General features: G+C 49.4%; 12 protein-coding genes. 3 read left to right on the forward strand and 9 right to left on the reverse strand.

What is annotated here, in order from left to right:
• The first annotated feature begins 7 nt into the window (after positions 1–7).
• Positions 8–2437, forward strand: coding sequence for a penicillin-binding protein 1C (gene pbpC / locus QWY82_RS01425; protein WP_290259346.1), 2430 nt, complete (start codon positions 8–10; stop codon positions 2435–2437).
• 52 nt (positions 2438–2489) lie between these two features.
• Here the strand turns inward: pbpC and QWY82_RS01430 are convergent, their stop codons facing one another.
• Together QWY82_RS01430 and hppD are read right to left on the reverse strand one after the other, a co-directional pair.
• Positions 2490–3821, reverse strand: a complete 1332-nt coding sequence (locus QWY82_RS01430; RefSeq protein WP_290259347.1) for an IS4 family transposase — start codon at positions 3819–3821, stop codon at positions 2490–2492.
• Between the two features lie 121 nt (positions 3822–3942).
• Positions 3943–5025 (reverse strand): 4-hydroxyphenylpyruvate dioxygenase, encoded by a 1083-nt coding sequence (gene hppD, locus QWY82_RS01435; protein WP_290259348.1) that lies wholly within the window; start codon positions 5023–5025, stop codon positions 3943–3945.
• 369 nt (positions 5026–5394) lie between these two features.
• Between hppD and QWY82_RS01440 the strand changes: the two genes are divergently transcribed.
• Positions 5395–6180: an SIMPL domain-containing protein gene (locus tag QWY82_RS01440; protein ID WP_290259349.1), complete on the forward strand. Its 786-nt coding sequence runs from the start codon at positions 5395–5397 to the stop codon at positions 6178–6180.
• A 69-nt stretch (positions 6181–6249) separates the two neighbouring features.
• Here the strand turns inward: QWY82_RS01440 and QWY82_RS01445 are convergent, their stop codons facing one another.
• The 7 genes from QWY82_RS01445 to QWY82_RS01475 all read right to left on the reverse strand — a co-directional run bounded on the left by QWY82_RS01445 (position 6250) and on the right by QWY82_RS01475 (position 14469).
• Positions 6250–7281: an aldose epimerase family protein gene (locus QWY82_RS01445; RefSeq protein WP_290259350.1), complete on the reverse strand. Its 1032-nt coding sequence runs from the start codon at positions 7279–7281 to the stop codon at positions 6250–6252.
• A 7-nt stretch (positions 7282–7288) separates the two neighbouring features.
• The gene (locus tag QWY82_RS01450; RefSeq protein ID WP_290259351.1) at positions 7289–8407 is read right to left on the reverse strand and encodes a site-2 protease family protein; all 1119 of its coding nucleotides are present in this window, start codon (positions 8405–8407) and stop codon (positions 7289–7291) included.
• Positions 8408–8660: 253 nt separating this feature from the next.
• Positions 8661–9095: a hypothetical protein gene (locus QWY82_RS01455; protein ID WP_290259352.1), complete on the reverse strand. Its 435-nt coding sequence runs from the start codon at positions 9093–9095 to the stop codon at positions 8661–8663.
• 197 nt (positions 9096–9292) lie between these two features.
• Complete coding sequence (locus QWY82_RS01460) at positions 9293–11224, reverse strand: putative bifunctional diguanylate cyclase/phosphodiesterase (protein ID WP_290259353.1); 1932 nt, start codon at positions 11222–11224, stop codon at positions 9293–9295.
• A complete protein-coding gene (locus tag QWY82_RS01465) occupies positions 11224–12804 on the reverse strand; it encodes a sensor domain-containing diguanylate cyclase (RefSeq protein WP_290259354.1) in 1581 nt (526 codons plus the stop codon). The genes QWY82_RS01460 and QWY82_RS01465 overlap by 1 nt, the downstream gene beginning before the upstream one ends.
• On the reverse strand, positions 12797–13201 hold the full coding sequence (locus QWY82_RS01470) for a hypothetical protein (protein ID WP_290259355.1): 405 nt from the start codon (positions 13199–13201) through the stop codon (positions 12797–12799). Before QWY82_RS01470 ends, QWY82_RS01465 begins: the two co-directional genes overlap by 8 nt.
• 26 nt (positions 13202–13227) lie before the next feature.
• Positions 13228–14469: a porin gene (locus tag QWY82_RS01475; RefSeq protein WP_290259357.1), complete on the reverse strand. Its 1242-nt coding sequence runs from the start codon at positions 14467–14469 to the stop codon at positions 13228–13230.
• A 296-nt stretch (positions 14470–14765) separates the two neighbouring features.
• Between QWY82_RS01475 and QWY82_RS01480 the strand changes: the two genes are divergently transcribed.
• On the forward strand, positions 14766–15221 hold the full coding sequence (locus tag QWY82_RS01480; protein ID WP_290259358.1) for a DUF4124 domain-containing protein: 456 nt from the start codon (positions 14766–14768) through the stop codon (positions 15219–15221).
• Positions 15222–15324 lie beyond the last annotated feature (103 nt).

The raw sequence follows: 15324 nt of genomic DNA on the forward strand, positions 1-15324 counted from the left end.
CTCAACCATGCTCAAGCATAAAGTCTGGCGGCGGCTTTTTAGCCGCCCCATGTTTTTACCCTTACGCGCCCGTCGGCTGTGGCGATTATTTTTGCGAGCTATCTTCTTAAGCGCGAGTCTTGCGCTTTCGCTACTCATTGCCGACGTGTGCCTGCCTCTACAACTTCCCGCCGACAACCAATTCTTTGCCCGCACCTTGGTCGATGAATCGGGCCGGCCACTGCGCGCCTTTGCCGATCAGAAGGGTATCTGGCGCTACCCCATCACACTCGAACAGGTATCGCCACGCTATGTCGAAGCCCTATTGGCCTATGAAGATCGCTGGTTTTGGCATCACCCAGGTATCAACCCAGTGGCTCTAGCACGGGCCTTGGTATTGAATATTCAGCACGATCGCATTGTCTCGGGCGGCTCCACCCTATCCATGCAAGTGGCGCGCTTACTGCACCCGCACTCGCGCACGGTCATGGGGAAATTGCAGCAAATCTTGCGCACCCTGCAACTCGAGTGGCATCTGAGTAAAACTGAAATATTAACGCTGTATTTAAATATCGCGCCCTTCGGCGGCACCATCGAAGGTGTACAAGCGGCAAGCTATACCTACCTCAATAAATCGGCCGATAATCTCACCGATGCCGAGGCCGCCTTACTCGCCGTGCTTCCGCAGTCACCCACCCGCTTAAGGCCCGACTTACACCCTCAAGCCGCCGAGCTGGCGCGCAATAAAGTGCTAGATAGATTGAGCGAGTTTGCGCTTTGGTCGAGCGCGAGAGTTGCCGACGCCAAACTCGAAACGGTATACGCTGCGCGCGCGCAGCAAGAGCAAATCGCACCCTTATTAGCACGTCGCTTATTGCACCAGGGCGACGGCCAGCGCGCCATTGAAACCACCCTAGACGGCGAGCTTCAACGCGGCCTCGAAGATTACCTCGCCAACACCATCAATAACTTTCCCGCGCAAACTTCCGCCGCTATTTTGGTGGTAGACAATCGCAACGGCGCGGTCAAAGCGTACTTAGGCTCTGCAAACTTTGCCGATTCAACGCGCTTTGGCCATGTGGATATGATCACCGCTATTCGCTCGCCCGGCTCCACCTTGAAACCCTTTCTATTTGCCAAGGCCATAGACGCCGGCATGATACATTCGGAATCCCTATTAGCCGATGTTCCGCGCAGCTGGGGTAATTACCGCCCCTCAAACTTCAACAGCGGCTTCATCGGGCCGGTGTCGGCCAGCAGCGCCCTGCAGCGTTCACTCAACATGCCCTTCGTCGAACTACTCGACAGATACGGGCCAAAGCGATTTAGCACCGAGCTAGAAAATGCTGGCCTACAACTCCACACCCCGGGTGGCGAGCCCAATTTGGCATTGATTCTGGGTGGCACTGGCGCGAGCCTTGAACAATTGGTGCAAAGCTATACGGCGCTCGCCAATAACGGTTTAGTGCGGCCGCTGGTCTTTTTAAAGCAGCAATTAAACGAACCCAAACAGGCGCGCTATTTACTCTCGCCGCAAAGCGCCTGGATAACCCAAAAAGTATTGGCCGATATCGCGCGGCCGGGTTCGCTCAACACCCTTGCACACACGCAACAGCAACAAACTCTGGCCTGGAAAACCGGCACCAGTTACGGCTTTCGCGATAGCTGGGCCATCGGCGTGAGCGCCAACTACAGCATCGGTGTTTGGGTGGGCAGGCCCGATGGCACGGCACTGCCTGGGCACAGCGGGCGGGAATCTGCCGCGCCGATATTGTTTTCAGTGGCAGACTATTTGCGCATCGGTCGCGCCCATACACCGCAACCATCGGGCATCACGCAACAAGAAATTTGTTGGCCACTCGGCTCTGCGTCTACAGCACTGGCCAAATACAGCAGTGAAGAAACACAGAGTTTTTGCCATCAACGACGCAAGGCTTGGGTAGCCAACAACGTCATTCCGCCCACCTGGCATAAAGCCGACAGCGATAGCTGGCAAACCAATCCGCTGGTTTATTGGCAGCCTAAATCAGGCAACAGCGAAAAACACACGAACTGCCAACAAAGGGCGCAACACACTCACGCCGAAAAAGTGTCGGTCGCGCTCTGGCCAAAGGTATTAGAGCCCTGGATAAAATATGAATACACTCGTGCGGCACAAATTCCTTCCGCGGTGAGCCTTTGTAATGGTTGGTACAACCCCGCCAGCAGGCTAAAAATTATCGGTATTGCCGAGGGTAACAGTTACCGAGCGGCAAACAATTCCCACACCAAGCCAAGTATTAGCCTGAGCAGCGTTGGCGGTTCGGGCCAACGGCATTGGTATTTCAATGGCATTCGCAAATACAGCTTAGATGCCGGTCAAACGGTGACCCACGCGCTCGAACAAAAAGGTGCCATCCAAATTCTTGTAGTCGACGACGGCGGCGACGTGGATCAGGTAACTATCAACCTGCTCTAGTCATTACGCTTAACACAGGCAAAAAAATCCCCGCATAAGGCGGCAATGCTGTTCACTTAAGAGGAGCGGCATTGCGATTTACTGGGTATCGGGTCTTTGATATTTTAACGGTCCGAGGGGTTGTTGGCCTCGGACGCCTCTCTAAAAACAGGCTGCCAATACCTGACCTCAGCTCTGACAGTCGTCGACCCGTTCCAGATATAGGATTAGAAGCCGCCATCACAATCAACTGAACCGCTATATAATCACATACCGGTTTGAAGCGGATTTCAGACGGGGCGCGATCAAAACTTACCGCCGCCATCGAGGCTTCCCGCCTAATTATGTTGTAGCTCAGTAACAACCCCCAGAGCTCTTGGTACACCAGATCAACTTTCTTACTTCGCAACGTAATCGCATTGTTTTGCATAGCGCTTTTGATGTCTCGGAATCCAAGCTCTATTTCCCATCGCTCTTTGTAAAGCTCTGAGATGTGAGCCGCGCTGAATCTCTCAACAGGTAAAGAGGTCATCACCGATTTAACACCAGACTTGACCTTGTAAGTAACTCTTCGAGCCTGCCATGTTTCTGGCAGCTCGGGATTCTTCTTTCTAGCCTGTGGGGAAACCTTCATTTGAATAAGCTCATCACCATCGCCATAGGTTTCAATGACTTCATGTACGAGCCCTTTTCTCTCTGGTATTAGCCAGTGGCGGTCAGAGCCTTGCTGGCTGAGTGTTAGCATGAAGTTTGCACTCCAAAAACCTTTATCAAACAAGGTCACAGAGCTTTCCGGAATGCTTGATAAGAAGGTCTCAGCAAGTGGGATTTCGCCTCGACGATAAGGACTAATTTGAGCGTCAACCATGATATGAGAGCGCACGTTCATCAAGGCGACAAGTCTCAACATGGGAAACGGCGTTTGCCGCGTAGATGACGTATTACCCGAACCAAAGTGCTCTCGAAGCTCTGGTGTATCCTGGGTGCGAAATAGCGCCCCATCTACCGCCATCACCCTCAAACCGTTCCATTCATCTTCCGAATAGCGTTCGCGCCCCCAGTGCGTACCTGTTTGTCGAAACAACCACTCTACGGGCTCGGAGCCCAGTCGTTTCCGGGCATTAGTGACACCACTTCGAGCTAACAGACTGTCAGAGGCCAGGCCTTGTGCGCATATATTTAAACGTCTAGCCACTTCATGCACAGGTTCATTGCGAAACATCGCCATACCCAAGACAAGCCAGAGCACTTGGTCTGATGGTAGTCGGCGTCGTCTAATCGTCGCGGAGGCACTCAAGCGCAGTGCAGACTCAATCCACTCGATAGGTATGTTTTGCGTGAATGAGCTAACGTCAGAGAAGTTAAAGAGGTCACTTAGGTCGAGCAGATCTCTCTGAAAGTCCATAAAAAAATCCGATGATGTTCCCATCACCGGATTTTCTACAAAGCCCTGCTCTAATTCAATTGCTTAAGTGAACAGCATTGCGCATAAGGCGGGGATTTTTCAGTTAAGTATTAACGCAGGCTTAGGCATTTTCTTCCGTCTTTAACACACCACGACGAATTTGATCTCGCTCCATAGATTCGAACAAGGCCTTAAAGTTGCCCTCGCCGAAGCCTTCATCTTTTTTGCGCTGAATAAATTCGAAAAAGATAGGGCCCACCAAATTTTCAGAGAAAATTTGCAGCAATAGGCGTGGGTCACCCTCTTCCACCGAGCCATCCATCAGAATGCCGCGCTTTTTAAGTTCATCTACCGGTTCGCCATGACCTGGTAGCCGCTCTTCCAGCATCTCGTAGTAGGTCTCTGGTGGTGGCGTCATAAAACGCATACCTCCAGCCTTCAGGCGATCCCAGCAACCTAGCAAGTCATCACAGGAAAAGGCGATATGTTGGATACCTTCACCATTGTAGGCCATCAAAAATTCTTCAATCTGACCGTTGCTGCCGGCTTCTTCGTTCAACGGAATCCGGATCTTGCCATCGGGTGCGGTCATAGCTTTCGAGGTTAGACCTGTGTATTCACCTTTGATATCAAAGTAGCGAATTTCGCGGAAATTAAACAGCTTCTCGTAATACTCGGCCCAGTAAGCCATACGACCGCGATAGACATTGTGAGTTAGGTGATCGACAATTTTGAAGCCACAGCCCTCGGGATGGCGATCCACGCCTTCGATAAACTCAAAATCGATATCGTAAATCGAGGCGCCTTCTTCGTAGCGATCGATCAAATACAAGATAGCACCACCGATGCCGCGAATAGCCGGTAAGCGCAATTGCATAGGACCCGTGGGCACATCGACAGGCTGAGCACCCAACTCTAGCGCGCGGGCATAGGCCTTAGGCGCGTCTTTCACACGAAAGCCCATACCGCAGGCCGAAGGGCCGTGCTCTTCTGCGTAATAGGCTGAGGGGTGTTTCTTTTCGTAGTTGACGACGAAGTTAATCCCACCCTGACGCCATAGGGTCACGTCCTTGGAGCGATGGTTGGCAACGTGAGTAAAGCCCAAGATTTCCAGCACTGGCTCGAGGACACCTTTTTCCTTAGCGGCAAACTCGATGAACTCAAAGCCATCAAGGCCCATAGGGTTTTCAAATAAATCAGCCATGTATCTCTCCTCATTAGTCAGCCGTGCGCAAATAACGCGTAGATTGACTCTAGTATAGCCATAGCTAAAGACGCTTTTTGCCTAAAACACCCTTCAATCAGAGTTTTTTCGAACAAAATAACCTTTATGAAATGAAAAACAGAACAATACTCCTGACTTATTGCAAAATACGAGTAGTTCCCCCCTAAATACAGGATAAATTGACGGCCGAAAGCGCCAAACATGAGCCATAGGCGCAGATCTGTTCAGCCCTTTTACCTACTGCCACAGCTTATTCACACTGGTTTTAGCCTAGAGGTTTAGTGGATACTTGGCCTGTTAAGCAGCGCTTTATTACTAGCCTTTTAATCAGCGAAATGGAATTTAATTATGACGACCAAGACAGCACGGGCTTTATTACTCACTCTAGCCCTTTTTGCCCTAGCTTCGCCGCTACAGGCCGCGCCTGAGTTAAAGGGTAGCCCAGAGGAACTCAAAGGCTTTCTGCACCCCAGCAGCCAAACCTTGTTTATTAGCGATAGCGCCGAAGCAACGGCCTATTCTGACCAGGCTATTGTTAACCTTGTCATTACCACAGAAGAAAAAAATCTTAGTAGTGCGCTAGAAAAAAATGCAACATTGCGCAGCAGCATAAAGTCGCAACTCACCGCGCAAGGCATCGCGGCCGAAGACATTAAGAATTCCAAATTTTCTTCGTCGCCAGAGTTTGGCTGGTTCGGCAAAGAGCCGACTAGCTATAAAGTGGTCAACCGCATGTCGATTAAAATTCAGGAGGAGGAGGCGCTACAAAGCATCGCCACTATTTCCGACCAGCATAAAGAAGTACTGTTATCGGGCACGCAATTTGTGCATTCGAAAAAGGCAGCCTTTAGTCAAAACGTGAAAGCCTTGGCGCTGAAGAAGGTGATGGATAAGAAGGCCTTTTACGAATCGACATTGGGCATAAAACTCACGCCCGTTTCCTTTGAAGAATCGATTTTTGACAATCTACCCACCCAGGGTGCCAGCCAGCTCGAAGAAATTGTCGTGACCGGCACTAGAACAAAAAGTGATAGCTACTCTTCGAGGCGCCAATACGAACCCGATATGTCAAACAGCTCTTTTGATGAAATCAAATATAGCGCGCGCATCAAAGTAGAGTTCAAGGTGAACTAAGTATCTATTCACCAACCCACCAATCCACCCCCCAACCCAAGAACTCACCAATCCATTGATGAGCGAAACCTACTGGCTGGTGTCGCTCATCGCCAAGCTCAACTTCAGGCGCCAAGTCTTGGCATCATTTGGCGCCACCATCACGGTTTCATCTCCGGCCTTCATCTGCTCAGCCAAACTGCCGGTACTGGCATTGGTGGGCTCGAAACCTACATTAAAATAAGGGGTTTTACCGGCGCCGTGCCAAGCGTTGTAATTGAGCCACAGTGCTAGATGAGGCACTTCATCGGGTAAAAAAGAAAAGGTTAATTTTTCACCAGAATCGGGCCGCTCTAACCCAACCTGAAGCGGCTCGCCCGCGCCTTCGGCTTGCAACTTTTCATCGGTAAAAATTTTCGCGGCAAACGCGGGAATACCTTCACCAGGCACCTTCGACATATCGTATCCGAACTTGGTTACCGGCCACTCAAAACGCTCGTGGCTAAGGGTCGGTGCAACGTCGCTAGACCAAGCCGTGCGCATTTTTTGCCCAACTGGCAAGTGCAACCTCATGCCCGGCAATACGTTAAAGATGGGGTGCATACACCAAAAGAACGGCATAGGGTGAGACGATTTATTATCGACCCGATACTCTAACTCTAGCTCGGCATCGCCAGCCGGCAAGCGCATCATGCGTTGAAAGCGGTAGGGTAAGGCCTCGCCTTGCACCTCTAAATGCAATATGGCGGTGCCCTGCTTATCGACTACCGCGCTAATTAATTGCCAGGGCTGAGAAAATATTTCACCGTGATCGGGCAATAGCGATCCCCCCCAAATCCCAGCTGCTGCGGGCAGCCGACAGGTATCAACCGTGGGAACACACTCGTCAATGCCACCGGTGTCGTGGGCGCGCACATAGTTGTCGCCATAGCAGGCTGGTTTATAGGGAAGCGCTTCATTGCGCCACAACCACTCGGCGCCCGTAACCTTAGAGAGCAGGCTAATAATCTTGCCACCTAGCGACGGAATCACCGTCACCGAAAGCCGCTCATTGGATAAGGTAAAGGCCGAGTAACCATCAACATGAGTCAGCTCTAGAGCCTGTTGTTTTTTATTTTTCATATCGCCATTAACTCTGAAGTATCTTCAGCGGCAAGCTCAAAAGCTCGTCACCCGTTCCTGCAAAGAACCAAATAATCGACACAAAACTCGCCACTGTAATGAGATACCAAAACGCCGCAAAGGTTTGGCCGTATCTATCCAGCGGCAGCAGATGACTTTGATGCCGGCCGCGCCACTCGGCGAAAATCTCTAAACTGCCAACGATCAATAAAAAGCCCAATAGCGCAAGACCCAAGGTGTAACTCAACCAAACGCCGAAAGCCGCAGCTAGGGCGCATAACACCAAGCCTACTTTACTGTTCATTGAAAAGGTAACGCTTTTTAAAATATGGCCGCCGTCGAGCGGCAAAATTGGCAATAAGTTAAACAAATTTAATAGTGCATTAAACACCGCAAGACCGGCAAAAAAAATGTTGTCGGTTAACGCAAACAGCAATAGGCAAAGTAGCGACATCCCTAAACCAAATATCGGCCCCATTATGGATATAACCACATCCTGCCAGCGGGTGTTTATTTTGCCATCGGTAACCGCCAAGCCGCCTAAAAAAGGAATTAAATAAATGCCCTTGGTGGGCATGTTGAAATAGCGCATGGCGCGAATATGGCCGTATTCATGTACAACCAGGCAGGCAATCAAGGCGAGGGCAAATTGGAAGGAAAAAAACCAAGAGTAAGCGGCTAGGCTGGCGCCGGCCAGTACCACCTTAATTATCTTAGCGCTTTTCAATAGCTTAAAGGCCAACAAGCCCAAGCCGATCACGCTGAATTTTGGCTTTTGCTCCACCGCGCGCTCGGGAACTTGCCGCTCAATATCTTTGCTATTGCGCTGACCCGAGACATATTCATCGCCATCAACCAAAATCCGATAACTAAGCTCGAAAGGCTGCCAGCTAAGTTGCACGTCTAATTGAACATCAACCACCCGGGGTACTTCGGGCTGTGGCGCTGAGCCAGCGGCTGAGCGGGCCTCTGTTAAGCTGAATCGATGACTGCGCTGACTTGTATCATCTGCCGATGCGACCAGCTCGGAAACCAAGGTGCCGCCGAAAAATAGCTGCTGCCAACCCGCCATTGAGCCCTCTAGCCGCAACGCTTGACCCATTAACTCTAATTTTAGTAATTCCACAGATGTCTCTATCCCGCAAACCAAGCAAAGAGAGCAATTATGCCCGCACCCAGATAGATTACCAAGACGTGCCGTCAGCCAAAGAAATACCGGTGGCGGCTGTACCACAAGCAACGGCTTCAAAGCCAATGAACATGGCGCGAGAAAATATTTTCTTGCTTTCAACTTCGCGTCAAAACAGGCGCTGCAAATAAGCGATCTCTAGGCCTAGTGGCTAAAGCTCAATGGCCATCGGAAAGATAAAGCGCCAGAACTACTTGGCGCCAAAGCTCGACCACACCTGTTTAACACCTAACAGATATAAAATACCAATAGCAAAACAGATCGCAGAACTCACCCACCAAAACAGTAGACTGTTATCGGGAATAAGCCACATCATGGGTACAACGGCCAAGCCTCGTACTAGGTAGATAGCGGCGATCAAACACAGCCCAGTACGTAAAAAAGGTAACCTACCGAGTAGGCCAGCACCCGATAGCGCATAGCAAGACCAAATCGCTAACACGCAAGCAATAAAGGTAGTGACCAGTGTAGGGTACAACAAGCCTTGCTCCGCCATTTGCGCCATGTCTTCGCCAGCGCCGAAAAAGCGGTACCAACTTGCACCAAATACAATGCAGCCCAGATGAGCCAGAGCGGCCATACCGCTTGCAATAGCTGCCAATAAGAGAAACCTAGATTTAATCATCGCCGCAATATCCTTATACCTGTCAGAGTGATCGATTCTCAGGGTGCTATTTAAACCGACATGGCCGAGTAAATTCAATGACGCCCTTCGTTCATGCTTAGTTAGACAGCACTGCGGAGGAACCCAAGAGCGCGCCTCCTCATCAGTGGCAAACGCGGCGAGATGCGGAAATAGATATTGATTAAAAAGCTGTAGCGTTACCCATTAACCAGCAAGGGGGCCTTGAGTAATTGGAGAAAGTCTTCATCAGGTACTGGCCTAGACCACAAGAAGCCTTGGCCATACTGACAACCGAGGCGTTGCAAGGTGACCATTTCATCGTAGGTCTCCACGCCTTCGGCAATAACTTGCATTTCTAAACCCTGCGCCAAATTTACTATCGCTTTAACAATGTGAAGATCTTGATCGGAGGTCGACATGGCACTAACGAAAGTTTTGTCAATTTTTAGGTAGGAGGTATTGAACTTGCTAACGTATCCCAGATTAGAGTAACCGGTGCCAAAATCATCGATCGAAAATTTCACACCAAACTTAGATATCTTCTGAATTTGCTCTTGAATACTCAGCATATCTTCGCCCAGCATACTCTCGGTAATTTCTAACTCCAGCGCTGCTGGGTCCAGCCCGACGCCTTCCAAACAGTCAAAGATATAGTAGGGCAGGCTGCCCTTCCTAAATTGGTAAATCGAGATATTGACCGCCACCGTCAGATGCTTGAAGCCCAGTGTATGCCAATGCTTACATGCCACGCAGGCTTGTCGAATTACCCATTCACCTATCTCAACAATTTCCCCGCTCTCCTCGGCTAGGGGAATAAAAATATCTGGCGCTATTCTCCCCATATCGGGTTTGTACCAGCGCAACAACGCTTCGGCACCGGCAATGGCTCCCGTACTGAGATCGACTTTCGGTTGATAGTGTATCGTCAGCTCATCTCTCGCTATCGCTCCTTTTAACGATAGCAAGAGCGACCTACGTTGATCCATCTCCATTCCCATGTGTGGCGCATAGAACACGGGCGCCAACTCACCGTTTCGCTTGGCCTTTAAAAGTGCCAACACGGCCTGCCGAACCATCTCCTCCGCCGCCATTATTTTTTTTGCACTGCATGTACTAACACCACAAAAAGCTTTCAATTCCAAATGGTAGCCCGCAACTTTCAATGGCACAGAGAATGCAAACAATATCCGCTCCAACAAGCGATCGACCTCGCGATAAATATCAGCCTGATAGAGAATCAGAAATTTTCCGCCGCGAAAGAAATATAGCGCTAAATCATCCGAGGCGAACTCCAGCAGCCGGCTGGCCAGCTGCTGATACAGACCTTCCGACACTTGGTCCTCCATAGACAGAGGAGATAGTTGATTTTCCGCCAGCTGAAACACGGAAACAGACACAATTCTATCTTGACCTCCCGACTTAGCTGCCAGATCCATAAAGTCGCGGTAGAATATTTGTTCATTTTTCAACTGCGTTAGATGATCCGTTGTCGCCAGTCTAATCACCTCTCGGCTCACCTTTTTAGCCTTATCACCTTCGCCCACCAACCGACTCAATAGCGCCCGAAAGTCGGCATATATTACCTGCAAGCATAATGAAAAAATCAACATCAGTATGGCGCAGTTCGTTGCCCTCATATAAGCCATGTCTGGGCTAACCCTCTCGGCACCGAGTATTCCAGTTGCGTGCATTTCGGCAAAAAAGAAAAGGGACAGGAGATTAAAAAACAGAATAAGTACAAAAATAATTTGCATATTGAAAATAATAGCCATCGTCAAAATGCAAGGGTAGGCAAATAACGCCTCATCCCAAAGCCCACCATTAGCCCACGCAAAATAGGTAATTGCAATGGATGCACCCCAGAGAAACATACCAGCAGATATGATGTATGTGTCTTCGTTGGCGTAAATAACCAACGCCAAGGTGAAGACTAAGGCGATAGAAATAGCGCCAAGTATTCCGCCACTGGAGCCCATCAAGGAACCGCCAATGACAAGTAAAAACCAGGTTGCGCATGCGATATAGAGCATAAATCGGACCTGACCTAAGCGCTTGTTTGGCCCGAAGTATCGCAGTAGAATTTCGTCATCGAAGAAGTTAAATAACATATCCTTCAAAGACGGCAGCATTACCGAATGCCCTTCGCTATCTCAGCGTTTATGCAGATTCCAACCATCACCGAATCGTCTCGCCTTTCTTTCACCGCATACATTTCAGCATCCGCCAACTTTATCAAGGCCGGCAAACTCTTGGCACTCCCAGGGAAAAACGCCACACCAGCTGCAGCGCTAACCGAAACCGCTTTCGCGGGGCCCGTAAGGCGGCGCGGCTCACTTAACCGAGCCACAACGTTGCCGACAATTTCCTGAGCATTCTGTTCAGACAAATCGCGAATACCTAGCAGAAACTCATCCCCACCCCAGCGCGCGCACACATCATCCACCCGCAACGATTGCTTTATTTGTTTTGCCACATGCACCAACATTTCATCGCCGCTAGCGTGACCATAGACGTCATTTACTGGTTTGAAATTATTGAGATCCAACAATACCAATGCAAAGCTTAAATTCTCTTCAATGAATTGGTTGAGCCTAACTTCTGCGCCCTGACGATTGAGCAGTCCGGTTAAATGATCGGTACTAGCTCTATTGCCGAGCTGGTCTATATATTCCTTTGTTTTAGAAATGTCATTAATTGTAAATTGAACCAGTTCTTCATAATCATCGACTATTAAGGTCACGAGGACATGCACCCATATTTTGTCGGTGGCTCGCTTACCAGCAAGCCGAAAATCACCTGATGCCGACTTACTACTCATCAGGTTAGGCTCTATATTTTGAATCATTAACTCGCCATCGGCGAATATAGACGATAGAAAAGGGCCATAGTTATGGGTTTCTGACAAACCTATTTTTCTAATCATTTTCTTAAATGATTGATTGGCCAGAATAATATTGCCGCGCTTATCGGCCAGAACGATGCTTGAAATGGATTTTTCAAATAGCATTCTGAACTTTTTTTCGAGCGACTCAACCTGCTTTCTCAAGTCTCGCTCGAGGCTAAATTGCTCCTCGTATTTCTGTAGCAAGTTATTGATACCCACAGACAAGTGCCCTATTTCACTCAACCGATGCAAATGCGGAACTCTTAATCTGTCGCTGCCACCGGGCGTCAAGTGAACGAGATCCCTATCCATTCGAATGATTGGGTAGGTAATCAGAAAATAGGCAATAAAAGAAACCGCCACGGTCACTGCCACCGACAGCGAGGCTATGGCGATGAGATTGTGGGTGACGACCTGCCCAGCTATCGCTTGAATGTGGGGTTTATTTGACTCGATAATCAAGCTCCCCACTTTTACCGTTTTATCGAAGGGCGAGTTGATATCGAAATGGTTATCCGCATCCTCGACAGTCGCTCCCGCTAGCAGACGATTTTCTTTCACCAACACGATTGCGGCCGATTTAATATAATCATTTAACACCAAGCCACTGACAACCTCCTTGGCGAGCTCTTCATCCTCTAAATAAGCGGCTATTGACGCGGTGGCAGAGACAGTTTGATTAAGTTGGTGGATTTGATACTCACCCTGATTGATCGCATCCACGTAAGATATTTTTGAGAATACTTGCGAGGCAACAAAACCGACGGTAGCGGCAGCAAAAACAGTCGTTATCGCAAGCCGCGCAACTAGCCCATTTCTATTCATTGAGTTCCAACACGATTTTCAGATCATCAGTGACTCGAGATTTATAGAGATACCCAATTGCTGCAGAATTTTCTGCAAGATACTGGGTGATTTCGGCTTCGCTGGACTTTTCCAAGGTGGGCCGCTGGCGACCTGAGAATTTTAACCTTGCCCAATAGGCATTAATTTTTGACGTTGACATACCAACCAACTGGCGATAGAAGTCTTGCCTTAGTCCGTCTGCACCTGCCACTTCCAATGGCACTGCTGGCCGACCATCGGGATAGGCGACATAGCGACCCATAAAAATATCCACAACCGTCGATTTTTCTAAGGCATTAATGGGGCTAGTAGCGCTAACCACCACGACCACGCTTTCAGCCGCCAATGCGCCGGGCATGCCCCCTAAGAGAACCAACAACAGCGCCTTCGCCACCCCCTTCATTAGAAAATAAAACTCAACGAGAATATAACGGTGTCCACTTTATCGGCGCTGTATTCACCAGTGGTTCTGGACCACAACACCCCGCCTCGCTCATCAATATCGGTCTTGGTCCACTGCAACTTTAATGCAACGGAGTCTGTCACATCATAGCGAGCACCAATTGAAACGGAATTCTGGTTCGGGGAAAATGCATGCATGGCCGCGGTAAGTGCGTCGACAAATTCATCATAGTTAGGGAAGAATTCGGGCGGCACGGTTATCGTCTCATCGTAGCTATAGGTGTTGGAATCTGTGTAACCAAGCAACAGATAGGCAGCCCAATCGTCGATGCGATAAGTAAGGCTCGCATAGCCCCCTTCAATTCGCTCCACCGCCGCCGCATCCGATTTGATCAGCGCGTACTCACCAGACAATAGCCAGCGATTTAAGGCGTACTGTGCGCTTGCCGACGTGTAATGTATTCGTTTATTTTCAAAGGAATATGCCTCAATAAAGTCACTACCCTTGGGCCAAATCGCTGCGGGAATAGTTTCCAATTGGGCTAAAAAAGCTTGAACGTTTTCCGAATTGTTTTCAAACACACCTTGGGTATGTCTGAGTTTTAGGTACCAATCCAGGGTGCTCCAATCGACGGACAGACCAACGATATCTTTAAGCTTGGTGACATCCACGCTACCGGGCGAGGCAACAATGGTTTCGCTGAGCCCAGCAAAAAGTTTCACCGTGATGGCACTGTCGTTCAGAGGCTTGATATAACTCACATCAAGGCCATCGAGATAGCGATTAGGCACTACGCCATACACTTCAGTTGGCGCCAGCGCCCAAGGATAGGCGTAAGTAATGTCGCGGTATTCGGTAAGGGCGAACAGATCCAAGGGAAGCCTGCCCGCTCGCACATGTAGGCCAGGGTTGGCACTGTACTTAACGAAAAACTGGGAGACTATCTCATTGAAAGCGTTTTCAGCCCTATCTCGAAGCATACCCTGTGCCGTAAAGCTCAGCGCATGGGTCGCTTTATAGTCCATTTGACCGCCCAAAAGTGAGGCGGACCGAAATTCCAGCTCACCCTGAGTTGAGCCGCCATCATAGCTCAGGTCTGGCCGGAAGCCGTAGATATCGGAGCTAGAGGATATCGCAGTTAAGGTGCCAAAACCGCTCAGCTCTATATTTGGCTGATCATCCGCGACCACGACTCCTACTGCGCAGGACAAGGTAAGTAGAGCTAAGGCTTTAAAGGACATAGGCTGAGCGCTTTCCCACATCGATGTAGATGTACTGATTGATCCTAGCTGGAAGTGTAGCAGCCCATGAATTGCCTACCACTTAGTCTCGCTATCAGGTCGTGCGTACACCCCTCCAGAAGAGCAAGGTCAGCATTGGATATAGCCATAAAATCTATGGGTAAATAATCATAGAAACAAATCATATGTACCTGATGGGCCAGCGCTTAAGACAGCGGCGCCCTGTTATAGACTGGCTAAGCCGCTAACCACTATGGCAGAATCGGATAAAATATTATGTGCACGGAGCACGCCAGATGAATACCTGTTTGCCGAGATTCATTTTCTCAGTTTTGGCTGTTTTTGGCCTTCATCACAGCGACGCAAGCGCCGCCATTTACACCTGGGTTGATGCCAACGGTAAAACCCACTACAGCGACCAGCCACTCGATAAGAAAGCAGCACGCGAAGTTGATGTTGCGCCAATAAATATTATGGAGGGCGGCAAAGTAATGACAGAAAATGCCGCACGCGCCAAAGCGCAAGCCGCCGACGAAGCAGAAAGTAAATCCCAAGCAGCAGGAAAGAAGTACGACCCTTGCAAAAATGACCTAGCCAAATACCAGGCTTTCACCGAGCAACAGTTCTACAGTAACGGTCGCCCCAGACGCTATTATTTAAATAATCCTGACGGCAGTTCTATGACCGAAAAACAGCAAACCGAATTTATCCTTCAACTCGGCGAAGACCTTAGAGACAGAGGTTGCATCTAACCATCGATGCAATGTTGGAATTTTGGAAAGCCCTTGGGGGCAGTAAGACATGTTAGATCTCTGACATCATGCGACATATAAAAACGACACAATATACGCTTAA

Source organism: Simiduia curdlanivorans, assembly GCF_030409605.1.
Lineage (GTDB): Bacteria > Pseudomonadota > Gammaproteobacteria > Pseudomonadales > Cellvibrionaceae > Simiduia > Simiduia curdlanivorans.